26 protein-coding genes are annotated in these 25,068 nt (G+C 60.9%); 15 read left to right on the forward strand and 11 right to left on the reverse strand.

The genetic code is table 11. From position 1 onward, the window contains the following. Positions 1 to 629: 629 nt before the first annotated feature. The 5 genes from lexA (at position 630) to HMPREF3171_RS06725 (ending at position 5,643) form a co-directional block, all read left to right on the forward strand. Positions 630 to 1,277 (forward strand): transcriptional repressor LexA, encoded by a 648-nt coding sequence (gene lexA, locus HMPREF3171_RS06705; protein WP_083284773.1) that lies wholly within the window; start codon positions 630 to 632, stop codon positions 1,275 to 1,277. A 104-nt stretch (positions 1,278 to 1,381) separates the two neighbouring features. Then, positions 1,382 to 2,182 carry a DeoR/GlpR family DNA-binding transcription regulator gene (locus HMPREF3171_RS06710; protein WP_070451043.1) on the forward strand — a complete coding sequence of 267 codons (801 nt, stop codon included), beginning with the start codon at positions 1,382 to 1,384 and terminating at the stop codon, positions 2,180 to 2,182. Between the two features lie 55 nt (positions 2,183 to 2,237). Beyond that, a complete protein-coding gene (locus HMPREF3171_RS06715) occupies positions 2,238 to 3,221 on the forward strand; it encodes a 1-phosphofructokinase family hexose kinase (protein ID WP_256388298.1) in 984 nt (327 codons plus the stop codon). A gap of 19 nt (positions 3,222 to 3,240) precedes the next feature. Continuing rightward, on the forward strand, positions 3,241 to 5,307 hold the full coding sequence (locus HMPREF3171_RS06720) for a PTS fructose transporter subunit IIABC (RefSeq protein ID WP_141743375.1): 2,067 nt from the start codon (positions 3,241 to 3,243) through the stop codon (positions 5,305 to 5,307). Positions 5,308 to 5,373: 66 nt separating this feature from the next. After that, positions 5,374 to 5,643: an HPr family phosphocarrier protein gene (locus tag HMPREF3171_RS06725; RefSeq protein WP_070422337.1), complete on the forward strand. Its 270-nt coding sequence runs from the start codon at positions 5,374 to 5,376 to the stop codon at positions 5,641 to 5,643. A gap of 76 nt (positions 5,644 to 5,719) precedes the next feature. Here HMPREF3171_RS06725 and HMPREF3171_RS06730 read toward each other — a convergent pair whose 3' ends face one another. Further along, positions 5,720 to 6,997, reverse strand: coding sequence for a uracil-xanthine permease family protein (locus tag HMPREF3171_RS06730; RefSeq protein ID WP_070483811.1), 1,278 nt, complete (start codon positions 6,995 to 6,997; stop codon positions 5,720 to 5,722). Positions 6,998 to 7,074: 77 nt separating this feature from the next. Here HMPREF3171_RS06730 and nagB point away from each other — a divergent pair, with 77 nt between their 5' ends. Further along, positions 7,075 to 7,836 (forward strand): glucosamine-6-phosphate deaminase, encoded by a 762-nt coding sequence (gene nagB, locus HMPREF3171_RS06735; protein ID WP_070422335.1) that lies wholly within the window; start codon positions 7,075 to 7,077, stop codon positions 7,834 to 7,836. 33 nt (positions 7,837 to 7,869) lie between these two features. On the opposite strand, the gene hflX is transcribed toward nagB, so the two are convergent. Beyond that, on the reverse strand, positions 7,870 to 9,414 hold the full coding sequence (gene hflX, locus HMPREF3171_RS06740) for a GTPase HflX (protein ID WP_083292005.1): 1,545 nt from the start codon (positions 9,412 to 9,414) through the stop codon (positions 7,870 to 7,872). Positions 9,415 to 9,520: 106 nt separating this feature from the next. On the opposite strand from hflX, the gene HMPREF3171_RS06745 reads away from it, so the two are divergent. Next, positions 9,521 to 10,273 (forward strand): hypothetical protein, encoded by a 753-nt coding sequence (locus HMPREF3171_RS06745; RefSeq protein WP_246815342.1) that lies wholly within the window; start codon positions 9,521 to 9,523, stop codon positions 10,271 to 10,273. Positions 10,274 to 10,291: 18 nt separating this feature from the next. Continuing rightward, positions 10,292 to 10,807 (forward strand): hypothetical protein, encoded by a 516-nt coding sequence (locus HMPREF3171_RS06750; protein WP_070483813.1) that lies wholly within the window; start codon positions 10,292 to 10,294, stop codon positions 10,805 to 10,807. A gap of 18 nt (positions 10,808 to 10,825) precedes the next feature. Here HMPREF3171_RS06750 and HMPREF3171_RS06755 read toward each other — a convergent pair whose 3' ends face one another. From HMPREF3171_RS06755 to HMPREF3171_RS06770, 4 genes are all read right to left on the reverse strand, one after another. Next, on the reverse strand, positions 10,826 to 11,713 hold the full coding sequence (locus HMPREF3171_RS06755; RefSeq protein WP_070483814.1) for a hypothetical protein: 888 nt from the start codon (positions 11,711 to 11,713) through the stop codon (positions 10,826 to 10,828). Between the two features lie 92 nt (positions 11,714 to 11,805). Next, positions 11,806 to 12,606 (reverse strand): diaminopimelate epimerase, encoded by an 801-nt coding sequence (gene dapF, locus HMPREF3171_RS06760; protein ID WP_070483816.1) that lies wholly within the window; start codon positions 12,604 to 12,606, stop codon positions 11,806 to 11,808. After that, positions 12,603 to 13,502, reverse strand: coding sequence for a tRNA (adenosine(37)-N6)-dimethylallyltransferase MiaA (gene miaA, locus HMPREF3171_RS06765; RefSeq protein WP_070483818.1), 900 nt, complete (start codon positions 13,500 to 13,502; stop codon positions 12,603 to 12,605). Before miaA ends, dapF begins: the two co-directional genes overlap by 4 nt. Further along, positions 13,499 to 14,065, reverse strand: a complete 567-nt coding sequence (locus HMPREF3171_RS06770; protein ID WP_070483820.1) for a hypothetical protein — start codon at positions 14,063 to 14,065, stop codon at positions 13,499 to 13,501. Before HMPREF3171_RS06770 ends, miaA begins: the two co-directional genes overlap by 4 nt. Before the next feature lie 130 nt (positions 14,066 to 14,195). On the opposite strand from HMPREF3171_RS06770, the gene HMPREF3171_RS06775 reads away from it, so the two are divergent. Together HMPREF3171_RS06775 and HMPREF3171_RS06780 are read left to right on the forward strand one after the other, a co-directional pair. Then, the gene (locus HMPREF3171_RS06775) at positions 14,196 to 15,560 is read left to right on the forward strand and encodes a DUF349 domain-containing protein (RefSeq protein ID WP_070483823.1); all 1,365 of its coding nucleotides are present in this window, start codon (positions 14,196 to 14,198) and stop codon (positions 15,558 to 15,560) included. Continuing rightward, positions 15,560 to 16,630 carry a GNAT family N-acetyltransferase gene (locus HMPREF3171_RS06780; RefSeq protein ID WP_070483825.1) on the forward strand — a complete coding sequence of 357 codons (1,071 nt, stop codon included), beginning with the start codon at positions 15,560 to 15,562 and terminating at the stop codon, positions 16,628 to 16,630. The genes HMPREF3171_RS06775 and HMPREF3171_RS06780 overlap by 1 nt, the downstream gene beginning before the upstream one ends. Here HMPREF3171_RS06780 and HMPREF3171_RS06785 read toward each other — a convergent pair. Both HMPREF3171_RS06785 and miaB read right to left on the reverse strand, forming a co-directional pair. After that, positions 16,627 to 17,247 carry an Rv2732c family membrane protein gene (locus tag HMPREF3171_RS06785; protein ID WP_070451032.1) on the reverse strand — a complete coding sequence of 207 codons (621 nt, stop codon included), beginning with the start codon at positions 17,245 to 17,247 and terminating at the stop codon, positions 16,627 to 16,629. The genes HMPREF3171_RS06780 and HMPREF3171_RS06785 overlap by 4 nt on opposite strands. Positions 17,248 to 17,264: 17 nt before the next feature. Continuing rightward, positions 17,265 to 18,794, reverse strand: a complete 1,530-nt coding sequence (gene miaB / locus HMPREF3171_RS06790; protein ID WP_070483827.1) for a tRNA (N6-isopentenyl adenosine(37)-C2)-methylthiotransferase MiaB — start codon at positions 18,792 to 18,794, stop codon at positions 17,265 to 17,267. 129 nt (positions 18,795 to 18,923) lie between these two features. Between miaB and gluA the strand changes: the two genes are divergently transcribed. The 4 genes from gluA to HMPREF3171_RS06810 all read left to right on the forward strand — a co-directional run bounded on the left by gluA (position 18,924) and on the right by HMPREF3171_RS06810 (position 22,281). Beyond that, the gene (gene gluA, locus HMPREF3171_RS06795; protein WP_070483829.1) at positions 18,924 to 19,652 is read left to right on the forward strand and encodes a glutamate ABC transporter ATP-binding protein GluA; all 729 of its coding nucleotides are present in this window, start codon (positions 18,924 to 18,926) and stop codon (positions 19,650 to 19,652) included. A 31-nt stretch (positions 19,653 to 19,683) separates the two neighbouring features. Then, complete coding sequence (locus tag HMPREF3171_RS06800) at positions 19,684 to 20,556, forward strand: glutamate ABC transporter substrate-binding protein (protein WP_070422324.1); 873 nt, start codon at positions 19,684 to 19,686, stop codon at positions 20,554 to 20,556. Positions 20,557 to 20,641: 85 nt separating this feature from the next. Continuing rightward, the gene (locus HMPREF3171_RS06805) at positions 20,642 to 21,328 is read left to right on the forward strand and encodes an amino acid ABC transporter permease (protein ID WP_070422323.1); all 687 of its coding nucleotides are present in this window, start codon (positions 20,642 to 20,644) and stop codon (positions 21,326 to 21,328) included. Next, positions 21,328 to 22,281, forward strand: a complete 954-nt coding sequence (locus HMPREF3171_RS06810) for an amino acid ABC transporter permease (protein ID WP_070483831.1) — start codon at positions 21,328 to 21,330, stop codon at positions 22,279 to 22,281. Before HMPREF3171_RS06805 ends, HMPREF3171_RS06810 begins: the two co-directional genes overlap by 1 nt. A gap of 29 nt (positions 22,282 to 22,310) precedes the next feature. Here HMPREF3171_RS06810 and recX read toward each other — a convergent pair whose 3' ends face one another. The 3 genes from recX to HMPREF3171_RS06825 all read right to left on the reverse strand — a co-directional run bounded on the left by recX (position 22,311) and on the right by HMPREF3171_RS06825 (position 24,441). Continuing rightward, the gene (gene recX / locus HMPREF3171_RS06815) at positions 22,311 to 22,898 is read right to left on the reverse strand and encodes a recombination regulator RecX (RefSeq protein WP_070483833.1); all 588 of its coding nucleotides are present in this window, start codon (positions 22,896 to 22,898) and stop codon (positions 22,311 to 22,313) included. A 3-nt stretch (positions 22,899 to 22,901) separates the two neighbouring features. Next, a complete protein-coding gene (recA, locus tag HMPREF3171_RS06820) occupies positions 22,902 to 24,023 on the reverse strand; it encodes a recombinase RecA (protein ID WP_070483834.1) in 1,122 nt (373 codons plus the stop codon). Between the two features lie 202 nt (positions 24,024 to 24,225). Next, positions 24,226 to 24,441 carry a DUF3046 domain-containing protein gene (locus tag HMPREF3171_RS06825; protein ID WP_070422319.1) on the reverse strand — a complete coding sequence of 72 codons (216 nt, stop codon included), beginning with the start codon at positions 24,439 to 24,441 and terminating at the stop codon, positions 24,226 to 24,228. A 58-nt stretch (positions 24,442 to 24,499) separates the two neighbouring features. Here HMPREF3171_RS06825 and HMPREF3171_RS06830 point away from each other — a divergent pair, with 58 nt between their 5' ends. Then, positions 24,500 to 25,066, forward strand: coding sequence for a biotin transporter BioY (locus HMPREF3171_RS06830; protein WP_070422318.1), 567 nt, complete (start codon positions 24,500 to 24,502; stop codon positions 25,064 to 25,066). Positions 25,067 to 25,068: the final 2 nt, after the last annotated feature.

The raw sequence follows: 25,068 nt of genomic DNA on the forward strand, positions 1-25,068 counted from the left end.
GCCTCAGAGTCTGCGATGAAAACCGGCTGGGACGATCCCGGCACCTGGTCTGCATCACTAAACACTCCACCAAACGCAGAGCCGGCTAAAAGCGCTCCAGTCAGCAACGCTGCTAAGACGAAACCTTCCTTGCCCTCGCGGTGAGATTCGAATCCCTCAGATACATATTCCCGACGTCCATAACCTAGGTTCTCTGTACGCTCACCTTTTCGATCAATAACGTCAAGCGTTCGAACACCGCTATAAACACCGCTACGATCTCGTCCTGGATTAAGGTCCCACACCTCGACCGGCTGCGCTAACCGAGGCGTCCGAGATACACCGCAATCGCTCCCATACCCACTGTTCACTGCTGGATTAATCGTTACCGACATTTCACTCTCCTTCAATCTCGTGCACCACTGTACGAATGCACTCGACATGTTCGAATATGTAATCGTTTGTATGTTCGATTCCGCTTACATGTTCGATTTATAGCAAAGCGAGCAAACACTGTCTAGCCCAAAGTGGAAAATATCGAACAAACTTGCCCTCTCTGGTAGGTTCTATGCCTACAGACCTAGAAACAGAGACACGCGGAAAGAGGAAGAGCGGTGGCAAAGAAAAAATCTGACGCAGGCAATCTCGACATGAGCACACTTTCAGACAGGCAACGTCGAATCCTTCAGGTCATCCAAGACGCCGTTGTGCTCCGCGGCTACCCGCCAAGCATCCGTGAGATCGGCGATGCTACCGGGCTGCAATCAACCTCATCCGTGGCATACCAGCTCAAGGAACTGGAGAAGAAGGGCTTCCTGCGCCGCGACCCCAATAAGCCGCGTGCCGTGGATCTGCGCCACCTGCAACAGACAACCAAACCGAAGCGCAAAACCCCCCAGCAGGACACACCCGAGGACGCGACTCCCGCGCGTTTCGTTCCAGTTTTGGGACAAATAGCAGCTGGTGCACCTATCCTGGCCGAAGAAAACGTCGACACCTATTACCCACTTCCTAGCGACCTACTCGGTGATGGCGACGTTTTTATGCTTCAGGTTGTTGGAGAGTCCATGCGCGATGCCGGCATCCTCAACGGCGACTGGGTTGTTGTACGTTCGCAGCCTGTTGCCGAGGAAGGCGAGTTCGTCGCTGCATTGCTTGACGGCGAGGCGACAGTCAAAGAGTTCCACCGCGATTCCACCGGTGTGTGGCTCCTTCCCCACAATGATGCGTTTGCCCCAATCAAGGGCGATAACGCAGAGATCATGGGGCGTGTTATTTCCGTTTTCCGCACCCTTTAGCGGGAATTTGCCCTCCTTTAGGGGCAAAACAAACACAATCACAGACATCCGGGCATGAATGTCTGAAATACTGAGTACTCCGACCAAAACGTTTGAGGAGTGCGATGTACGCCGAGGAGCGCAAACGCCAGATTGCGTCACTTACTGCTGTGGAAGGCAGGGTGAGCGTCGCTGAACTCGCGGAGAAGTTCGATGTCACTGCCGAAACGATCCGCCGCGACCTCACCGCACTTCACGCCGATGGGATTGTGCACCGCGTACATGGTGGTGCTGTTGCAAACCAAGCCTTTCTCACCTCTGAACTCCCGCTCGATGCCCGGTCTCGTGCGGCATCTGATGCGAAGACCGCGATCGCGAAAGCTGCACTGGATTTTCTCCCCCGCCACGACAACGCCGCGATTTTTCTGGATTCTGGCTCTACAACCAGTTACTTTGCACAGTTGCTTTGCGAGGGCACCCGCGCTCAAGACTGCTCTATCGTGACAAATTCGCTGCCAATCGCCCTGGATCTTTCCTCCGCAGGCCTTGATGGCGTACAGCTTCTTGGAGGGTCAGTTCGTGCAATTACGCAAGCGGTAGTTGGTGCGACTGCACTTCGAACGTTGGCATTGCTCCGCGCCGATGTCGCATTCATTGGTACCAATGCACTGACGATTGACCACGGCCTATCTACCGCCGATTCTCAGGAAGCAGCCGTGAAATCGGCCATGGTCACAAATGCCCAGAAGGTCGTGGTCTTGTGTGATTCATCGAAGATCGGCAACGATTACCTTGTCAGTTTCGCACCCCTCGATGCCATCGACATCGTCATTACCGATAGTGGTGCACCTGAGACATTCCTCGAAGATCTCGAGCGCAATGATATTGAGGTCGTTCTTGCGCCGGTGACATCCAGCACACACTAATTCCGATTGTGTGGGATTCGTTGCAAAAACGGATACAATCGGACACACTGGTTGTGTGAGCAGCACAAAGAACACGGTGCGGGTAGTCACCCTCACCCCAAACCCCAGCATGGATGTGACGGTAAACGTCCCCGTGCTTAAACGCGGTGAGGTTGCGCGGATTTCCCAGACCCGAAAAGAGGCGGGTGGAAAAGGGGTCAATGTCGCGCACGCGTGTGCCAAAGCGGGCATTCGAACCATCGCGATTGCCCCCTGTGCCCCCTCCGATCCGTTTGCGGACGTCATCCGTGAACTGCCGGTGCAGTTTCGCCCCGTTGCTATCGCGGCATCGGTGCGAACCAATACTGCGATCGTTGAAGATGACGCAACAACGACAAAGATCAACGAACCAGGAGCGAGGCTTTGCGACGACGAAAAGGCGGCCGTTGAATCAGCTATAGATTCAGTCGTCGCAGACGCTGAAGCCGTCGTTCTTGCAGGATCGCTTCCCCCTGGTGTCCCAACTGACTGGTACGCAGATCTTGTGGAGCGCATCCGTCGGGTTAATGCTGGCGCGCTGGTCGCAGTGGATACTTCCGATGCACCGCTGCAGGCAATTGGTGAGCGACTCGATACGAGCGCGCCGGACGTGTTGAAGCCAAACGCGTTTGAGCTCGCGCAGCTCACCGGTGGCGACGGCAGCGCATTGGAGCGCAGCGCTTCCGAGGGCGACTACGCCGCCATCGTTTCGGCAGCACAGAAACTGATTGACCACGGGGTCAACGAAGTACTGGTCACCTTAGGCGGCGCCGGTGCATGCTTAGTTACTCGCGCTGGTGCGTGGGCGGCGACCCCACCTCCAGTCACGGTGCTCTCAACCGTCGGCGCTGGTGATAGTTCGTTGGCTGGCTACCTGATGGCACGGATCGCCGGGGATGAACCAGCCGAGTGCCTCCGCCGTGCAGTGGCGTACGGCTCGGCTGCGGCGTCGCTGCCGGGCACTGGCATCCCCTCTCCTTCCGATATCGACCTTGAACGCACTCACGTGTTCCCCGTATAACTGCATGAAAGAAGACAACGTGAATCAACCTCTCATCACGCCAAAACTTGTCACGCTTGATGCTGACCTTGGCATTTCTCCCTCCGATGTCATTGGCCAGCTCGCTGCACGTATCGCAGATTCTGGCCGTGCGACTGATGCCGCAGCGGTGGCTGAGGCAGCCGTCGCGCGCGAGGCTAAGGCCGGTACCGGCGTGAACGGACGGGTCGCTATCCCGCACTGCCGTAGTGCCGCTGTCACCGAACCCACGCTTGCGTTTGCCCGGCTGTCCAACCCTGTTGACTTCAACGGCCCCGACGGTGACGCCGAGCTGGTGTTTCTCATTGCAGCACCTGAAGGCGGCGGCAAGGCACACTTAGAGATTCTCTCGAAGCTCGCCCGCGCACTTGTCCGCGGCGATTTCGTTGATAACCTCCGCTCCGCCGCGTCTGAGCAGGAGATTGTGGATCTTGTGCACGGCGTGGTCAATGCTGAACCGAAGAAGGCTGAACCGAAGAAGGCTGAACCGAAGAAGAAGGCCGATGCGGTGGTGTCGTCGCAAAGCAATGCGCCAATTCGTATTGCAGCGGTCACATCGTGTGCGACCGGCATTGCGCACACCTACATGGCAGCGGATGCACTGACGCAAGCAGCTAGCAAGCGCGACAATGTTGATCTTCGTGTCGAGCCGCAAGGCTCCTCCGGTGGGGATCCGCTCGACCAGGCGTTTATCGATTCCGCTGATGTGGTGATTTTCGCCCATGATGTCGCTGTTCGCGGAAAGAGTCGCTTCGCGGGTAAGCCCGTGGTCGACAGTCCAGTCAAGCGTGGTGTCAACGAACCTGACGCGATGATCGATGAGGCGATCGCCGCATCGAAGGACCCAAACGCACCTCGAGTAGCTGCAGCGTCGAAGGCAGATAGTGACGACACCGCGTCTGCCGCGACACAGAGCTGGCCCAAGCGCATCCAACAAGCGATCATGACCGGCGTTTCCTACATGGTGCCGTTCGTCGCCGCCGGTGGCCTGCTGTTGGCCCTCGGATTCCTCTTCGGCGGCGCGGACATGGCGAATGGCTGGCAGGCACTGGTCACCGAGCACTCCCCGACCAACCTGCCTGGCAATCAGATCACTGTGGACGGCGAACTCATTGCGTTCAGCCGCTCCGGCTGGTTGCTCTACCTCGGCGCAGTGCTCTTCGCCACTGGGCAGATGGCTATGCAATTCGTCGTGCCGGCACTGTCCGGCTACATCGGCTACGGACTCGCTGGGCGCCCGGGTATCGCGCCTGGCTTCGTCGGCGGCGCAATCTCCGTGATGGTCGGCGCTGGCTTCATCGGTGGCCTGATCACCGGTTTGCTCGCAGGTGTGATTGCGCACTGGATTCAGACGTGGAAGGTTCCGCGCTGGCTGAGCTCGCTCATGCCGGTGGTGATCATCCCGCTGCTGACATCGCTGTTCATCGGCGTACTGATGTTCCTGCTGCTGGGCCGTCCGCTCGGCGCTGTCATGGAAGGACTCACCGCGTGGCTGGAGTCCATGTCCGGTTCGTCTGCCGTGATGCTTGGCGTGATTATCGGCTTGATGATGTGCTTCGACCTGGGTGGTCCGGTGAACAAGGCTGCTTACCTGTTCGGCACCGCTGGCTTGTCTGCGGGTACCCAGGGTGCGTACGAAATCATGGCTGCGGTGATGATCTCGGGCATGGTGCCGCCGATCGCGCTGTCTATCGCCACCTTCCTGCGTTCCTCGCTGTTTACCCCGGCTGAGCAGGAGAACGGCAAATCTGCCTGGCTGCTGGGCCTGTCCTTCGTATCTGAAGGTGCGATCCCGTTCGCAGCTGCAGATCCGTTCCGTGTGATCCCTTCGATGATGCTTGGCGGTGCAACCGCAGGTGCGGTCTCGATGGCCCTTGGTGTGGGTGCACAGGCACCGCACGGTGGCGTGTTTGTGATCATCGCCTACCACCCGTGGTGGGGCATGCTCGTGGCGTTGGCTGCCGGTGTCGCGGTGGCGACGCTCGCTGTTGTGGCGCTCAAACAGTGGTGGCCTAACGATGAGATCCGAGAGGCTGCGAAACGCGAGGAAGAACTCGTGTCGGCTTAAGCACAAGGGCGTACACTCGACTGCAAAACGCATTCTTGAAAAGCCGCGTGAAAGGAAAGTTGCATTATGGCTTCGAAGACGGTCAAGGTCGGTTCCACGGTTGGTCTGCACGCTCGTCCGGCGACGGTGATTGCGGACGCTGCTGGTGAGTACGATGACGAGATCCTGCTTACCCTGGTCGGCGGCGACGAGGACGATGAGACTGATGCTGCGTCCTCGCTCATGATCATGGCGATGGGTGCAGAGCACGGCGATGAGGTCATCGTCACCTCTGATAATGCCGAGGCGGTTGAGAAGATCGCCGCACTGATCGCGAAAAATCTCGACGACGAGTAAAAGCTTCTTGCTTAGCGACGACTACGCCTGGGCAACCACTGTGGTTGCCCAGGCGTAGTCTTTTTGATGGGTGAGGTTAGCGGAACTGGCCTTCACCAATATGGTCGTAAGCCCACCGCATCATCGGATAGATAACGATGGTGCCAACGGAGCCGAGGGCGATGCCTTCCAGGGTGACCTGCCCGACCTCGAAGGTGAGGTTGCCGATGCCGACAATCAGCGCGACGGCAGCTGCGGTGAGGTTCGCCGGGTCAGTGAAGTCGACCTTGTTGTCCTGCCAGATACGCACGCCAAGCATGCCGATCAGGCCGTAGAGCACCAAGCACGCGCCACCGAGCACGCCGGCGGGAATGGTGAAGATGACGGCGCCGAACTTCGGGATGAACGCGAGGATGATCGCGAAGGTGGCAGCCACCCAGTACGCAGCGGTGGAATACACCTTGGTCGCGGCCATGACTCCGATGTTTTCGGCGTAAGTAGTGGTGCCGGAGCCGCCGAAGCCACCCGCCAGGGTCGTGGCGATGCCATCGCCGATCAGTGCCCGGCCCTGCATGTGGTCCAGGTTGCGGTGGGTCATCTCGGCGACCGCCTTGACGTGTCCGACGTTTTCAGCAATGAGCACAACAAGCACCGGAAGTGTCACTAGCACGGCAGAAAGGTGGAACTCCGGAGTGTGGAACTGCGGCAGGCCAACCCAGGCGGCGTCACCGATTGTGGCCAGCGCGTCCTCGCTCAAACCGCCGGTGAGTGCTGCGAAGAGCCAACCCACCAGCACACCAATCAGGATGGACAGTCGAGAAAGCATCCCGCGCGTTGCAACCGTGACCAGCACGATGGTCAGCAAGGTCACGCCTGCAACAGCAGGCTGGGTTTGTACGTTACTGACCGCAGTCGGTGCGAGGTTAAAGCCGATTAGCGCCACAATGGCACCTGTGACTACAGGGGGCATTACGGCGTCAATGACGCGTTTGCCGGCTTTTTGCACTATCACGCCGACAAGGATGAGCGCCACACCCGTCAGCAGCACACCACCGAGTTGCGATCCAATGCCATACTGCTGAGACGCGGTCAGCGGGGCGATGAAGGCAAAAGAAGAGCCGAGGTAGCTCGGCAACTGGTTCCGGGTGATCAGCAGGAAGATAATCGTGCCAAGTCCGGAAAACAGCAACGTGGTGTTTACTGGGAAGCCAGTGAGCGTGGGCACCAGCAGTGTTGCGCCAAACATAGCCACCACATGCTGCATGCCGATGCCGATGGTGCGCGACCACGACAGTCGTTCGTCGGGAGCGACAACCGCCCCGGGTTTCACATGGCGTCCGTCGCCATGCAGGGTCCAACCAATTGAGTTCGTCACGAGTCTTCATTATGGCCCTCGCGCGCTTTGCATAGCTAATCGCAGCCGCAGCAGTTCGAGCGGGTAAGTTGCTCCTCATGGACATCATCATTCGACGCACCCCCGAGGAAGTCGGCACATACGCCGCCGATTGCATCGAGCCGTTCGCACGACAAGGCGCCACCATCGGTCTTGCGACCGGATCCTCACCCAACCCAACCTATAAAGAGCTCATCCGCCGACACCGCGAAGAAGGCTTGAGCTTCGCCAACTGCAAGGCCTTCTTGCTGGACGAGTACTACGGCATCCCTCGTGACCACGAGCAGTCTTACTACTCGACGATCCGCCGCGAGTTCACCGGCTCTATCGACATTCCGGATTCGTCCGTTGCGTCTCCCGACGGCGAGGCCGCCAACCCCCAGGCAGCAGCTACCTCCTACGACCACGCCATCCGCCACGCGGGCGGTGTAGATATCCAAATTCTCGGCATTGGCGCAAACGGACACATTGCGTTCAACGAGCCGACGAGTTCGCTGCGCTCCCGTACCCGTCTCATCGACCTGCATCCACGCACGATCGAGGACAATGCACGCTTCTTCGATTCTGCCGACGAGGTCCCGCGCCAAGCCCTGACACAGGGCATCGGCACCATCCTTGAGGCACGCCACCTGGTGCTTATCGCCACTGGCCCGGCGAAGGCTAACGCGGTACAAGCACTCGTCGAGGGGCCTCTGTCCGCATCGTGCCCGGCATCGGCACTGCAGCTGCACAACGCCGCGAAGGTTGTCGTAGACGAAAGCGCCGCCGAGATGCTCACCGGGGCCGAAACCTACAAGGCGTTCGACCCTTACTGGCGCTAACACCGGGGTCAACGCCAACCCGAACCGCCAGGCTTAGGAGACGACGAACTCCGCATACTGGTCGGCGAGGACACGTGGCAGGCGGACGTCGATACGCGTGCCCTCTGCCTCGTACTCCTCGGAGCGCACTGTGCCCTCCTCGTGCACGCGGCTTACCACATCACCGCGGGTGTAGGGCACGACCATGGTCACGTGCGCGTCGATGGAGTTGAGGTGCTGCTCGATGCGCGCCTCTAGCTCGTCGATTCCCTCCCCCGTCAGCGCGGACACAAACACCGCGGTGCGGCCGGTTTTTTCAAAGGCGTGGCGAAGTTCGGCGAGCACGATCGGGTCAGCGTCGTCGATCTTGTTCACCACAACGATCTCCGGCGGCATCTCCTCGCCCGAGTCGCGTGTGACCTCTGCAAGGACCGCATTGACTGCTTCGATCTGCTTCAGTGGGAACGGATCCGAACCGTCCACGACGTGCAGGACAAGGTCGGCGCCGCTGACCTCTTCGAGCGTGGACTTAAACGCTTCAACCAGCTGGGTAGGCAGGTGGCGCACAAACCCGACAGTGTCGGTCAGCACTACGTTGCGCCCATCGGCCAACTTGGCCTTGCGCGTCGATGGGTCCAGCGTTGCAAACAGTGCGTCCTCCACCAACACACCCGCGCCTGTCATCGCGTTGATCAACGAAGACTTACCGGCGTTGGTATAGCCCGCAATCGCAATCTTTGGAATCGTGGAGCGTTGGCGCTGCGCACGTTTGACCTCGCGGGCAGTCTCCATATCGCGCAGCTGGTGGCGCAACTTCGCCATCTCAGTGCGCAGACGGCGACGGTCGGCCTCAATACGCGTCTCACCAGGTCCACGCAGGCCTACACCGCCGTTGGAGCCGGCACGACCGCCCGCCTGACGCGACAGATTGCCGCCCCAACCACGCGTACGGCTGTAGAGGTACTCCATCTGTGCAAGGCTGACCTGTGCTTTACCCTCTTTGCTCTTCGCGTGCTGGGCGAAGATATCGAGAATCAGCATCGTACGGTCGATCACCTTGATCTTGAGTGCTTCCTCCAGCGCGATCATTTGCGACGGCGAGAGTTCACCGTCAAAAATCACCGTATCAACGCCGGTAGACAGCACAATCTCACGCAACTCTGCAACCTTGCCGGAGCCGATATACGTACCCGGATCAGGCTTGTCACGCTTTTGGTACAGCATGTCGACGACTTCAGCGCCGGCTGTTTCTGCCAGTGCTGAAAGCTCCCACATGCGGGCCTCAATCTCCGCAAGGGTGCCTTCGGTCCACGCGCCAACGAGCAAGACCTGTTCGATGCGGAGTTTGCGGTACTCCACCTCGGTGATGTCTTTTTGGTCCTGCGAACGGATCTCGGTCGACCCGGTCACGGAACGAAACGCGTTGCGCTCCTCCAGGTCGAGCGCGCCTACCGTCGGTGCGGATTCGTCGGGAACGGTGTTGTGCCGAAAAGCCTCACGGAGAAGTTCGTCGTGGGCGCGCTGCTCGGGCGTGGTGTCGTCGTCACGCAAAAAGCGCTCACGGTTACCGCCGAAACGGTCAAGGTGGGGTTCAGTCATTACATCCTTTAATGGAGCTTGAAACGTCCTATTCATATCTACCCCATCAAACGCCAATAGGCCCGAGATTCTTCCCCAAGTGCGTCTGCGACTAGGATCGAGCGTCATGAGCACAGCAATCAGCAACGACCTCGCCGCAATCGGCCTGAACTTTGACAAGTGGCAGGACGCTGTGGAAGCCGCCATTGCCACCGACCGTCTCGCGGTTACTGGTGAAGTGCGCGGCGGCCAGCTGATCCAATACGCCGACCCCTCAGGCGCCCAGCTCAACATTTTGGCAGTTGAGCCGTTCGCTACCTTTGCAGGATTCGATTCCGTGACCCGCACCTACGCGCACGTCACCCCAATCAACGACGTAGTTGCGCTCGCCGATGTGGTGGACCCACGCGGCAACGCGATGGCATCCCTGACCGTGAATCTTGCCCAGGGGCCGCTGCTTGTCGACGAGCCCACGCTCCAATGGCAAGAACTCTCCGTGACCGCACTCGCGCTGACAACGGAGCGCTACACCTCAACCGATGCCTACCTGGCCCTGCACCCGGGAGCGGTCGTTGGCACGGTAACCTCCCCGGGCGCCGAAGCAGTCGCATCCGGTGCCGCCGCTACCCCGGACGCACGCGCCGAATTCTCCGGCCGCGTACTGGATGCGGAATACCGCACCTCCGAACTGACCGGCCAGCGCTTCATCCACGTCTCCGTCGACGCCGCGTTCCCGTTCGACGTATGCCTGCCCGACGGCGACCTGCCGTCCCGCGACTCCGTCATCGCAGGCACCGCAGTGATGGCCGGCTCCATCCCCACTCCGACCGGTGGCGGCTGCGGCGGTTGCGGCGGATCCTGCGGTTGCGGCGGCCATTAATCCCGTAGGGCTTGAACCATGAGTTCACCGGACAAAGACCTCTCGCGAGCACTACTCGGCGCGCTCGTACTCGCCGCCTCAGTAGTGCTTGTCTTGACGCTGAAACTACCCGGTCTGCTCGTGTCTGCCCTACTGATTGTTTGTGCATTCTTCATCAGCCGACATCTGCAGCCTGACCCCGAAGTGGCAGCAATGCGCTCGTCACTGCAGTACGCGCGCGACGACATCCTCGAAATTCTCGATGCATACGAGAAGCTCCAAAACGGCGCATCAGCCGCCGATATCGCAGACCGGACACTGCACTACCCCGCGCTGGCAAACCCAGATAACTCAGTCCCCCAGATCAACGAATTTCTGCTCCGGGCCTCCTCCGCGCGTCGCTTCATCGAGCGCGTTGACGGTTATCTCGAATCCCCCGGCACCGACAAAACCCAGTTGGAACGCATCCTGATGGTCGCTGACGAGCGCGCCTTCGAACTTCAGGAGGCCTGGGACGACGCACGCCGGGCCGCAAAAGAGATCGGCCCGGCGTAACGGTTTAAAGTTGCGGTTTTAGAACGGCAACTGCGGCAGGTTAAACGGCAGCGCGATGCCAAACTGCGGAGCAAGCGCAACTACGCCCGCAAACAGCAGGCCAACGGCAGCGAGAGTGCCGAGAACGATGCCGACGATTGCCCCAACGTTTTCCTCAGGAGTATTGAAGGGGTTCGAAGCCCAACCCTTCGTTGGGAACGCAACGGTAGCGTTGCCACCCTGAGCGCAGGCAGCCATTGCCTTCTCAACCGCAGGATTGTATTCTTTCTGAACTGCATTGCCGGTCTTAACGTGCGCCGTCTTGTTGGCGGCCTTCTTGAAGGCCTCAATGCGACCCGTCGGAATACCCAGCTGCTCTGCGGCAAACGATGCAACATCGGTAGTCGGCAAAGCCTCATTGCTTGCTACCACTTCAGTGAATGAAAGCGGTGACGTCGCGGGGATATCGCCGTTGTACACGAGCTCCTTTGCAACGCGTGGGTAGCTCTCCATCAGCCGTGCGTAGCCATAAAAGTAGCCGACGTAGTTGTCCTGGTTATAGGACATCAACTTGTCGTAGGCTGCTTCAAAGGCTTCCTCCTCAGCAGCAGTGAGATCGTCCGTGCGCTGGGCCTCAATCTTCTTTAGCGCTGACTGCACTGTTGCGGACTTCAGCGTAGAGTCTGCCCACCCCTTGATTTCCGGGTAGGCGCCTTCAATACCCTTTTCAAAAACTTCGAAAACCTTCTTTTCGGTATAGTTTTTGTTCAGTTTTGCCAGGTAGTCCTTTTCCGCCTGGTCCAACTTGACCGAACACGTGTTGTTGGTGGTGCGAGGTCCGATCTCAGCTGCGTATGCAGCAGGGACGGTGAGCAGGGATGCCGAAAGGCCAAGCGCGACGGCCGAGGCGATAACTTTGCGTTGCATAGGAAACTCCTGTCAGGGGGGTGGGGTCACAATGACAGGTGCATTGTAAGGCAGGAAAATCCCCCACACACGTGGTTTACAAAAACTTTCCGCTAAAGTGTGCTGACCAGCTCTCCTCGGAACACGATGGTGGCCGGGCCGGTCATGGTGGCTACACCGTCGTTGAGCTCGACCTTGACGGCGCCACCGGGGACGTTGATGGTGACGGCACCGTTTTCAATTCCGGCGTCTGCAAGCACTGCCTGCGCTGCAGCAACCGTGCCGGTCCCACAGGAGCGGGTCTCCCCGACGCCGCGCTCCCAGACACGCATGTGGGCCTCGCCGTCGCGAAGTTCGGTGAGCACCTCGACGTTGACACCTTCAGGGAAGAACTCCGGGTCAAAGGTCGGGGCAACAAAGTTCATCTCCGCAAGCCCTTCAGGTGTGAGACCCGGAATCACGCAGGCGAGGTGCGGGTTGCCCACGTCCACGCCGATGCCAGCAAACTGGTTGTCCCCCATTGCCGCGGTGGATACACCGGTGACCTCCACCGGGCCCATACCGACGGAGACGACGGCGTTGGCGTCATCAGCTTCAAGCACGCGGATGTGCTTCACCCCGGCGCGGGTGTCCACGTCGAACTCGCGGGCATCTTCAAGCCCTTCGGCGACGAGCACATGGGAGAAGGCACGGATGCCGTTGCCGCACATCTCGGCGATGGAGCCGTCGGCGTTGCGGTAGTCCATGAACCACATACCGTCACGTCGGACGACACGCAGCAGGCCGTCGCCGCCGACGCCAGCGCGACGGTCGCAGAGGAAGGCGACCTGCTCAGGGGTGATGTCGAGTTGGTCGTCGACGTCGATCAGGACGACGAAATCGTTTTCGGTGGCATGTGCTTTCAGGAACTTCACGCCAGCGAGTCTAACGCGAGATCCACCACGTTTGAATCGGCAGCGTTGAGCCACACCGTGCGCGGGTCGCGGTTAAACCAGGAGCGTTGCCGGCGCACGTACCGGCGAGTACCAGTGATGGTCTGTTCGAGTGCTTGTTCTTCGGTGAGTTCCCCGTCGAACATGGCGAGGACCTGCGCGTAGCCGATAGCGCGACCGGCGGTGGAATTGCGGACGAGGCCGTCTGTGACCAGGGCGCGGGTTTCGTCGATAAGCCCTTGTTCGAACATCATGCGGGTGCGCAGCTCGATGCGGGGGTTGAGCCACTCGGCATTCGTGCGCAGGCCAAGGATGCGCGTGCCCCAACGCGGTGGCGCGTTCTTCGGTGGCTGGGACGCTTTGAACGGTTTGCCGGTCAATTCGATGACTTCGAGGGCACGCACGGTGCGGCGCGGGTCTTTATCCTCGATGATGCTGGCTGCCTCCGGGTCAACCTCGGCGAGTTCTGCGTGCAGGGCATCAATGCCGATCTCCTGCAGGCGCGCTTCATAGCGGGCGCGCACGGCGGGGTCGGTGGGTGGGAACGACCAGGCGTCGATAAGCGACTGCACATAGAGCATCGAGCCACCCACCAGCACCGGCACCTTTCCGCGCGCCATGATCTCCTCAACCGTGGCCACGGCAAGCGCCTGATACTCCGCGACGGAGGCGGTCTTGGTCACATCCCAGATATCCAGCAGGTGGTGCGTGATGCCTTCGCGCTCCTCCACCGGCAACTTCGCGGTGCCGATGTCCATACCCCGGTAGAGCTGCATCGAATCCACGTTGACCACTTCCCCGCCGAACTCGTGCGCAAGCGCAATGCCAAGCGCGGACTTGCCGCTGGCGGTGGGCCCTACAACTGCTATGGGGTTCATACGCTCCACTCCGCTACATACCGTCCGACACCCAGTGTGTCATCGGCATCGATCAACCGTGCATCCTTGCGCTCAAGTCCTGCGAGTTCACGCCACAGTTCCGGTTCGAGCACCTGCGTATCGACGAGCACAGCTTCACCACCGTCCAGCCACCGCACAATGGCCTCGTGCGTCTCCGGCGCGCCGGGAACCAACGCGAGTGGTGCGCGCGGTGTGAGCCCCGCAGGCCCGTCGACCACAACGACGGTGATGGCGTCTGGATCGGGCTCGTCGATACGCGACCGCACCCCACGAACCTCCGGGTCCCCCAGCGCAAACCTCGCGACCAGCTCTCCTAAGTGGTTCCCACTACGCACCGTGATGTCCGGGCCGCCCCAGGCACGAAACGATCCGGTGTGCGCCGTATGCCACTGCTTGTCGAGTGAGCAGACGATATCGATCGGGTGGCTACCTGCAGTTTCCGCCAACGCACGGGTGACGGCCAGGAGGCGCTGCGAGGCGTCGTCGTGAGGCGAGAGCGCCAACGCAGGCGATCCGGGGATGATCCAAAGGTTTGCTCGCACCCGCCTAACCCTACCTAGCACCCCAATTCGCCCCGCAGTGGTGTGTGTGGCTGTACGATCGCTTGCATTGCGCAAAGGCAGCCGCGACGCGCGGCACAGTGCGGCCCATGCCGCGGAAAGGACGACCATCATGACCGAGTCGAACCCCACCAACACACCAGGCAAGATCCCATCGCCTGCCGCCATGGCGAAAAAGGGTCCGAAGCCTGGGCCACGCCCGTCCACGGCAACGGGCGCCCCGTCGGTAACACCCACTCCTGTACCAGCGCGCACGCCATCGGACCCGTCGAAGTTCGGCCGTGTTGATGCAGACGGAAACGTCTTCCTCACCCGCGGTGGCACCGAGCGCCAGATCGCCTCCTGGCAAGCCGGCACCCCTGAGGAGGGGCTCGCACACTACGGGCAGCGTTACGACGACCTGGTTACCGAAGTCGAACTCATCGAGACTCGCCTGCGCGCTCACCCGGAAGACGCCGATGCGATCCGCAAATCCGCAGAGGCACTCAAGGCATCGCTTGACGACGCCGCAGTGATCGGCGACCTCGACGCCGTCGAAGCCCGCCTCGATGCTGCCATCGCCGCATCCGCCGATGCCCGCGAGCAGGCCAAGGAGCAAAAGGCGGAGCGACGTAAGGCAGCGATCGCCCGCAAGGAAGCCCTCGCCGCCGAAGCCGAAGACCTGGCGGAAAACTCCACCGAATGGAAGCGCGCCGGCGACCGCATCCGCGACATCCTCGAGGAGTGGCGTGGCATCCGTGGCATCGACCGCGCAACCGACGACGAACTGTGGAAGCGCTACTCCCGCGCCCGCGACAGCTTCAACCGCCGCCGCGGCGCCCACTTCGCCGAGTTGGACCGCAACCGCGCCCAAGCCAAGAAGGTCAAGGAAGAACTCGTCGACCGTGCCGAGGCTCTCAAGGACTCCACTGATTGGGGCAACACCGCCCGCGCCTACCGCGACCTGATGACGGAATGGAAGGCCGCCGGCCGCGCCCCACGCGAGGTAGACGACAAGCTCTGGGAGCGCTTCCGCGCAGCCCAGGACCACTTCTTCGAAGCCCGCAACGCCGTCAACGCCGAGCGCGACCGCGAATTCGAGGCCAACGCGGAAGCCAAGGATGCGCTCATCGCTGAGTACGACGCACAGATCGACCCCGCCAAGGGCCTCGGCGCCGCAAAGGCGAAACTACGCGAACTGCAAGACAAGTGGGACGAGATCGGCTTCGTCCCCCGTGGTCGCGTCCGCGAATACGAGGACAAGATCGCCCGCATCGAACAACGCGTCTCCGAGGCCGAAGACTCCCGCTGGCGCAAGACCAACCCTGCCCAGCAGGACAAGGTCAACCAGTTCCAGGTCAAGGCCGACGACTTCGAGCGCCAGGCTCAGGAGGCGGAGGCCAAGGGCAACGCCGCCAAGGCAGCAACGCTGCGTGAGCAGGCGAAGCAGTGGCAGGAGTTCGCCGACGTTGCTGCGAAGGCTGTGAACGAGGGCTAGTGCTCACACCACAGCAGTACGTCCCCCGGCCCAGCTCATCGGAGGCAGTGGTCGGGGGTTACGCATTTTCCGCCACGCTCGCCATCCAAGACATCACAGGCCTTGCCACCTCTGGTGTGTCCGCATCGCACATTGCGAAGCGCCTCGAGCCGTCCGCCGAGTCGGAAGCAATCCTCTTCGCGCTCACCTCCCAGCAGGCACCCCGCCCTGTGACGGATTTGGGCTACCGCGAACTTTTCGACGACGACCTCGACCACACCGACGCCTGGCTCTTCATCTCCCTGCCTTTGCTCGAAGACCGTCGCGTGATCGAAGCGAACTTCACCTTCGACGCCGAGATCGCGCCCATGCCCGGCGAAGATGAACCGCCCGAACCGTGGGCCGCAGCGCTGTTGCTTCTCGACGACCTCTCCACCCGCCTCGAACGCCCCATCCGCCAACTCTGGGTGACACACCTGCCCGACGCTCCGGCATCCCCCGCGTTGACCGAAGCCGGCTACACGGCGGCCTTCCGGGAAGACCAGGCCACGTTCGAGATCAGTGCACTGGATGCCCTGCCTCGTACTGTGGCCGCCGAGTTCGCAGTCATCGAAGGCCCAGGGTTCTTCTCCAAACGCAAAGCAGGCGCCGACGAGGTAGAGCAGTTCTCCAGTCTGCTCACCGCGGCATCGCGCGACTACCCTCGCGGCGACCTGGTGATGGACACGATCAATTGGGACCTTGAGCGCATCCGCGACGCCGGCGCGAGGCTGCAAGACCGAGGCGGCTCGCAACTGACCGGGCTGGCCTACGTCGACGGCGTCATCGTCGGGCTCTGCGAAGTCGTGCGCTTCCACGCCGACGACCCGAAGGTCTGCGAACTCGGTCTTGTCTACGTCCTGCCAGAGCACCGCGGCCGTGGCATCGGCAAATCCCTGCTGCGCGCTTCACTCGAGCGAGCACACGCAACCTGGGAAGACTTGGAGACGGTGTACTGCTCCTACCCCGCCGACTCCGCGCCAGCAGCCGCCATCATGAAAACGGTCGCCGCGGAAGTAGTATCCGCGACGACCGGTTGGCAAAAGCTCTAAATATTGCGGTGGCGCTCGGCGGCACGGGCGCGGCGGTCGTCCACAAGCAACGGGTTCTCCTCGTGCGCGTTCGCCTGATGCGTCGCCGACTGCTGCAGCAACGCCACGTCGTCGCGCTGCTGCACCTTCGCGCGCTCGTCGGCCACCTTCACCTGTGCCTCAGAGCGAGACAGGATCAGCGGGAACAGCGTGAACACCGCAACGAACACAGCCAACATGGCCAGGTAGTAGCCGATGTCGCGTGAGGTTTCCGGAGCACTTTGGTTGCGCAACCAAATGCCGAGGATGGAAAACACGGCAGAGACCGTTGTGACCATCCAGGCAGGCAAGGTGACGGCGAATCGTCGCAAAGCAACTGCGAGCGATGTCAAAACCCCAACACCGATGAAGGAAAACCACACAAACAAGTACTCCGCCACCGAAGTGCGCGCATCGCGCGACGCCTGGGTCAGCCCCAAAACCTGCCAACCGGCCACCCCACCTGCAAACGGCAACACCAACGCCACGAGGTACACCACCGCACACGCGGCGAGCACCCACCGTTTCGCCCCCATCGTGATCTGCGAAGCGGCGGACTTCTCCGCGCGAGCCAACGTCTGCGAATCCTGCTGCGTCATAGCAGCCACTGTAGCCCCTAGCAGCCGCAGGACGAATCGCCGGTGGGCTGCTTGGGCGGTTGACCGATCGTCGGTAAGCCAAGCCCCACGCCGACAGGTGCAGTCGTCGGCACCTGGCCCGCCGCCGAATTGTCGCCGGCCTTCGTACGACGGTGATCACGCACCCCAGAATCTGCGATAAGGAAGTGCGGCTTGGACTCAGTGATGGTGACAGTGACGTAATCGCCCGGGCGGATCTCGCCATCAATGTCACCCTCAACCGCGAAGTGCACCAGGCGGCCATCGCGAGCGCGACCCGACATGCGGTGCGTGCGATCATTCTTACGTCCGCCACCCGCTTGCACAAGCAACTCCTGCTCCGTGCCGATCATCTTCTCGTTCTCCTCGGCACTAATGCGATCCTGCAGCGCAAGCAAACGCTCGAAACGCTCCTGCACCACAGCCTTCGGAATCTGCTGCTCCATCTCCGCAGCCGGCGTGCCCGGACGCGGCGAATACTGGAACGTAAACGCAGAAGTGAAACGAGCCTTCTCCACCACATCAAGCGTGGCCTGAAAATCCTCCTCAGTCTCACCCGGGAAGCCGACAATGATGTCAGTGGTGATGGAAGCGTGCGGAAGCTTCTCACGCACCTCATCCAAAATCCCAAGGAACTTCTTCGACCGGTACGACCGGCGCATGTCCTTAAGCACCTTGTCGGAACCCGACTGCAACGGCATATGCAGCTGCGGGCACACATTCGGAGTCTCCACCATCGCGTCAATGACATCCGAGGTGAACTCCGCCGGGTGCGGCGACGTAAAACGCACACGCTCCAAGCCCTCGATGTCGCCACAGGCACGCAAGAGCTTGGAGAACGCAGAACGGTCGCGCTCCATGTCCTCGTCGACAAAGTTCACGCCATACGCATTCACATTCTGACCAAGCAGCGTCACCTCGGACACACCCTGATCGACGAGCGCCTGCACCTCGGCCAAAATATCGCCCGGGCGGCGATCCTGCTCCTTACCACGCAACGACGGCACGATGCAGAACGTGCACGTGTTATTGCAGCCCACCGACACGGACACCCAACCGGCGTAGGCAGACTCGCGCTTCGCCGGCAGGACAGACGGAAACACCTCGAGCGACTCAACGATCTCAACCTGGGCTTCGTCCTCCACCCGTGCGCGATCGAGCAACGCCGGCAATGCGGAGATGTTATGCGTGCCGAAGACGGCGTCGACCCACGGTGCCTTCTCAATCACCGTGTCGCGATCCTTCTGCGCCAAACACCCGCCGACCGCAATCTGCATGCCCGGGTGATTCGCCTTCGTGTTCTTCAACTGCCCGAGCGAGCCATACAGGCGCTGATCCGCGTTTTCACGCACCGCACAGGTATTGAAGACCACCAGGTCGGGCTCAGTCCCCTCGTCTGCCGCCACGTACCCCGCATCCTCAAGCAGGCCCGAGAGACGCTCAGAATCGTGCACGTTCATCTGGCAGCCGAACGTCCGCACCTCATAGGTGCGCGAAGTGGTGTTTTCAGAGGTATTTGCCGTAGTCACGGCGAGACAGTCTAACCAGGCACAGCGCCGAGACCTAACTGGTAATTACAAATACTTTCCCTATTCCTATCACGCAGGTCACGTTTATGGCCTAGTGTGCGCTGTATGACACAGGAGATTGCCGAACCCATGATTCGCATGGTGGGTGTGGAGAAGTACTTCGACGACTTCCACGCACTACAAAACATCAACCTTGAAGTCCCCCGCGGACAAGTAGTCGTAGTGCTGGGACCGTCCGGATCGGGAAAGTCCACCCTGTGTCGGACGATCAACCGCCTCGAAACCATCGAGGAAGGCACGATCGAAATTGACGGCCGTACCCTCCCCGCCGAAGGGAAGGAACTGGCCCACCTCCGTTCAGACGTAGGCATGGTGTTCCAACAGTTCAACCTGTTTCCGCACCTGACCATTCTGGACAACGTCACCCTGGGCCCCATCAAGGTCCGCAAGGTGAAAAAGACCGACGCCACCGCACGCGCTCGCGAACTGCTCGACCGCGTGGGGATCGGCAACCAGGCAGAAAAATATCCGGCACAGCTCTCCGGCGGCCAGCAGCAGCGCGTCGCAATCGCACGCGCCCTTGCGATGGAGCCGAAAGTCATGCTTTTCGACGAACCCACCTCCGCCCTCGACCCCGAAATGGTCGGCGAGGTCCTCGACGTCATGACAGAACTGGCCGAAAGCGGCATGACCATGGTCGTGGTCACCCACGAAATGGGCTTCGCCCGCAAAGTTGCCGACCGCATCTTGTTCATGGCCGATGGCGAAATCGTCGAAGACACCGACCCCGAGTCGTTCTTCACCAACCCGCAGTCCAGCCGTGCACGAGACTTCCTCGGCAAGATCCTGCCCCATTAACCCACCCACGTTTCTTACAAGGAGAATCACCATGAAGCGCACCGCACGTTTCGCATCGACCACTGCCGCAGCTCTGCTCGCGGCCACCACACTCGTCGCCTGCGGCGGCGACTCCGCCGGCGACGCCGAAGGCCTTCTCGCACAGATCGAGGCCGGCAACGTCACCCTCGGCACTAAGTACGACCAGCCGGGCCTAGGCCTGCGCGAAGCCGACGGCTCCATGACCGGCCTCGACGTCGACGTCGCCACCTACGTGGTCAACCACATTGCCGACGAAAACGGCTGGGAGCATCCAGAAATCACCTGGCGCGAAACCCCCTCGGCACAGCGCGAAACCGTGCTGCAAAACGGTGAAGTCGCAGCAATCGCCGCGACCTACTCCATCAATAAGTCACGCTCCGAAGCAGTCGACTTCGGAGGCCCCTACCTGCTGACCCACCAGGCCCTGCTCGTCCGTTCCGACGACGCCGAGATCACCGGCCTCGAAGCCCTCGACGGCCGCATCCTCTGCTCCGTCACCGGCTCCACCCCGGCACAGAAGGTCAAGGACACCCTGCCGGGCGTCCAGCTCCAGGAATACGACACCTACTCCTCCTGCGTCGAAGCCCTGCGCAACGGCAACGTCGACGCCCTCACCACCGACGCAACCATCCTCGGCGGCTACTCCGCACAGTCCCCGGGCGACTTCAAGGTCGTCGAGCTGAAGAAGGACGGCGAGCAGTTCACCAACGAGCACTACGGCGTCGGCCTGAAGAAGGAAGACCCGGGCGCACTCGAGGCCGTCAACAAGGCACTCAACGCCCTTTACGAGGACGGATCCTTTGACAAGTTCGTCAACGACAACCTCGACGGCGGCCAAGGTGTTGAAAAGGACAAGGTCGGCGACCTGTCCTTCGTCGAGTAGCACCTGCCGTGTGGCTGGGTGAACCCCACCCGGCCACCGAGCCCCAACCCTTCTTCATCTCCTTCACGTATTGGAAGTTCCCACCATGGATGCAATGTGGGCTGATCTCGCGCCCAAACTGTGGCCAGCATTCTGGACCACAATCAAGCTGACCTTCTACTCCGCCATCGGATCAATGATCCTGGGCACCCTACTCACTGCTATGCGGGTCTCCCCCGTTGCCATCCTGCGGAACCTGTCGGCGTTTTACATCAACACCGTGCGCAACACCCCGCTGACACTTGTGATCCTGTTCTGCTCGTTCGGCCTCTACCAAAACCTTGGCCTTGAGCTCGCGAGCCGCGAATCCAGCACCTACCTTGCAGACCAAAACTTCCGCCTCGCGATCCTCGGCTTCGTTTTGTACACCTCGTGCTTCGTCGCCGAATCGCTCCGAAGCGGCATCAACACCGTTCACTTCGGACAAGCCGAAGCCGCACGCTCCCTCGGACTGAGCTTCGGGCAGATCTTCTCGTTGATTATCTTCCCCCAAGCTCTGCGTGCAGCAATCGTTCCGCTGGGCAACACGCTGATCGCTTTGACGAAGAACACCACGATCGCATCGGTCATCGGCGTCGCGGAAGCATCGCTGCTGATGAAATCCACCATCGAATTCCACGCAAACCAGCTCTTCGCCATCTTCGGCATCTTCGCCCTCGGCTTCATCGTGCTCACACTGCCAACAGGGCTCGTCATCGGCTGGCTGTCTAACCGTCTGGCGGTGAAACGATAATGGCATCCTCTGTCCGCGCAACTGTTCTCTACGACGCCCCCGGCCCCAAAGCCGTACGCCGCAACTACATTTACACCGCAATCACCATCGCTGTGCTTTTGCTCGTCGGCTGGTGGGTACTGAGCAAACTAGCCACACACGGCCAACTCGACGCCGAACGCTGGACCCCCTTCATCCAGGGAAACACCTGGACCACATACATCATCCCTGGCCTCGTCGGCACCATTAAGGCCGCCGTCGTATCGGTGCTGCTCGCAATTGTCTTCGGTGTCATCTTCGGGCTTGGCCGCCTTGCCCCAAACAAACTCGTACGCGGGTTCTGCGCTGTGGTTGTCGAGTTCTTCCGCGCAATCCCAGTGCTGCTGCTCATGATCTTCCTGTACCAGGTCTTCGCGGTATACAAGATCGTTCCACCAGCGTCGCTCGCGTTTTGGGCCGTCGTTGTGGCACTGACGCTCTACAACGGCTCCGTTATCGCCGAGATCCTCCGCGCCGGCATCAAATCGCTACCCCGCGGCCAAACCGAAGCCGCTCAGGCACTTGGCTTAAGCCACTGGCAGACGATGGGCAAGATCTTGCTCCCCCAGTCCGTTGCTGCCATGCTCCCGGCACTGATTTCCCAGATGGTCATTGCGCTGAAGGATTCCGCCCTGGGCTACCAAATTGGCTACGTCGAGGTTGTTCGCTCCGGCACGCAGGTCGCCTCTGCAAACCGGAACTACTTGGCGTCGCTCATCGTGGTGGCCATCATCATGATCCTGATCAACTACGCGCTGACAATGCTCGCTACCCGCGTCGAGCGCCAACTGCGCGCTGGCCGCGCACGCCGCAACCCGTTTGCCAAGGTGCCCACCGCCGGCAAGGAAGTCGGTTTGGACACAAAGGACACCGTGAACCTCGACTGGCAAGCCCCTGGTTACCAGCAGATCGACAATCCTGTGGAGAAACACTAACCCCCCGTGTGCGGGGTCACCACCCCGCGTCACGCGTGGGCTTCGCACTCGGCGATGCGTTCGTCGAGTGCTTCCCTCCCCAAGTGCATTGCCATCCCCTGGTGAAACCCACGGCGGGCAAGTGCCCCAACGATCCGGCGCAAAAACTTGTCGTACTCTGCCCGATCCTCGGGTGCGTGTTTCACCTTGCGTGCTGCCTTTTCGGCGACCCCGCGGGCGATGCGCTCTTCATCGTCGTCAGTAATCTGCTCGAGCGCAGCCGCACGGTCCGCACTCCCCACTCCTTTGTCACGCAGCTCCATATCGAGCGCACGAGCAGACTTTCCGCGACGCGCAGCGCGCTGACGCACCCACTCAGAAGCAAATGAAGCGTCATTGATCAGGCCGGAAGCGGCGAGGTCGTCGAGGACTTCGTCGACAAGCGCAGGCTCAAACTCGGCCTTGATCAGCCGACCACGCAGCTCCTCACGCGAGCGCGCCCGCTGATCCAGCAGCCCTAATGCGCGTTTGCGTACCGGGGCCTTCGCCTCCTCATGGGCGTGGTCGATGAATCCCGACCCCGGTTCGTACGCCTCGAGAGCTGCTTTGAGGCGCGCAATCTTTTCGGGGTCCGCCATGTGCTACTTCTCGTCCGCCTTGGCGTCGTCTTCGTCGTCAAAATCGATGTTGGGCACCATGTCCACCGGATCATCTGACAAGGCATCATCGTCGACTTTGGCATACTTGCCCACACCAAGCGCGCGGAAGATTTTGTCTTCGATTTCGTCGGCCAGGTCCGGGTTGTCTTTGAGGAACAGGCGCGCCTTTTCCTTACCCTGCCCCAACTGGTCGCCCTCGTAGGTGAACCACGAGCCGGACTTCTTCACAATGCCGTTTTCCACGCCCATGTCGATGATGGAGGACTCCCGCGAGATGCCCTCGCCGTACATGATGTCGAACTCGGCGATCTTGAACGGCGGGGAAACCTTGTTCTTCACAACCTTCATCCTGGTGCGGTTACCGATGGAATCCTGGCCGTCCTTCAGGGTTTGAATACGGCGGACATCGCAACGCACCGACGCGTAGAACTTCAAGGCCTTACCGCCAGTGGTCGTCTCCGGGGAGCCGAACATCACGCCAATCTTTTCACGCAGCTGGTTAATGAAGATCGCGGTAGTCCCGGAGTTGTACAGCGCACCGGTCATCTTGCGCAGTGCCTGCGACATCAAACGTGCCTGGAGGCCGACGTGGGAGTCACCCATCTCGCCCTCGATTTCAGCCTTCGGGGTCAGCGCTGCAACAGAGTCGATCACGATCATGTCGATAGCACCAGAGCGCACCAGCATGTCCGCGATCTCAAGCGCCTGCTCACCCGTATCTGGCTGGGAGACCAGCAGATTGTCGGTATCCACGCCAAGCTTGCGGGCGTAGTCAGGGTCGAGGGCGTGCTCGGCATCGATGAACGCCGCGATGCCGCCTGCGCGCTGCGCCTCCGCAATCGCATGCAGGGCAACGGTCGTCTTACCGGACGACTCCGGGCCGTAGATCTCCACGACCCTGCCGCGTGGCCAGCCGCCGATACCAAGGGCAACGTCGATAGCCGTGTTGCCGGAAGAGATGGACTGAATCGGAGGACGATTCTCATCGCCCAAGCGCATCACAGCACCCTTACCGAAATCCTTCTCGATCATCGCCAGCGCAGCATCAAGAGCATTCTGGCGCGAGTTTGCGGCTGAAGCCGCAGTCTTCTTCTTCGTTGCCATGTGGTGTTCATCCTCCAAATTGTTGGTGGCGCGATGGTTGCCGCATCCACACTGTGTGTTAGTCCGTGCCTATTAGACGCACGCGCCTACCCTTCGGTTCCCTCCAAAACAAGGAAAGTTCCTCGGGGGCGAATACAGGAGCCACTTTAGAATGCGGCTACGACACCGAACACTGTACACGCAAACGTGTTCGAACGGGAATTCAAAACCCGGGCCTGTCAATGCCAAGTCGGCGCTCTTCCGGAATGTCAAACGCTTCACAGAGTCCGCGCCACGCCTCGCGGGGATCGACACCACTTTCGATCATGTCCGCCGCGGTGCGCTCGTAGCCCGGTATCACCTGCGTATCGATAATCCACTTGGCTCGACCCGCGCCAAATTCGTCCTCGACCAGTTGATGAAACTCCGTCAAACGCATGACTCAACACGCTACCCGAACACGCGTTATTGAACGGCGTTCAGGTACACTGCCGCGCATGAGTAAATCTTCCACCGCGCAGGACATTGCGCTCATCGCCGTCTTCGCGGCCATCATCATCGCTCTCGGCTTCGTCTCCATCCCCGTCGGCGCCGCAGGCGTGCCTATCGTGCTGCAAAACGCAGCCATCATCCTCGCCGGCCTCGTCCTCGGCTGGCGCCGCGGCCTGTTCACCGCAGGTATCTTCCTCCTGGTCGGCCTCGCACTACCCGTGCTTGCAGGCGGCCGCACCGTCATCTCCGCACTCGGCGGCACGACCGTGGGCTACCTTGTGGGCTACCTCGTCTCCGCTACCGTCGCGGGCCTGATCGCCTACCGTGCGCCATTCCGCCGCAACACCGCAGCTACGATCGGCGTCCTCATCGTCGCCGGCTACGTTGCCCTGTTCTTCCAGTACCTCTGCGGCGTATTCGGCCTCATGGCCCGCGCTGAGATGTCCTTCGGCGCAGCATGGGCCGCACAGGTGCCATTCCTGCTGCCTGACGCCGGCAAGGTCGCTCTCATGATCGCCATCGCAATCGCGGTGCACCAGGCGTTCCCTGACCTGCGCGGTAGTCGTCGATAAGC

Origin of the sequence: Corynebacterium sp. HMSC08F01, assembly GCF_001807545.1 — a bacterium.
GTDB classification, from domain to species: Bacteria; Actinomycetota; Actinomycetes; order Mycobacteriales; family Mycobacteriaceae; genus Corynebacterium; species Corynebacterium coyleae.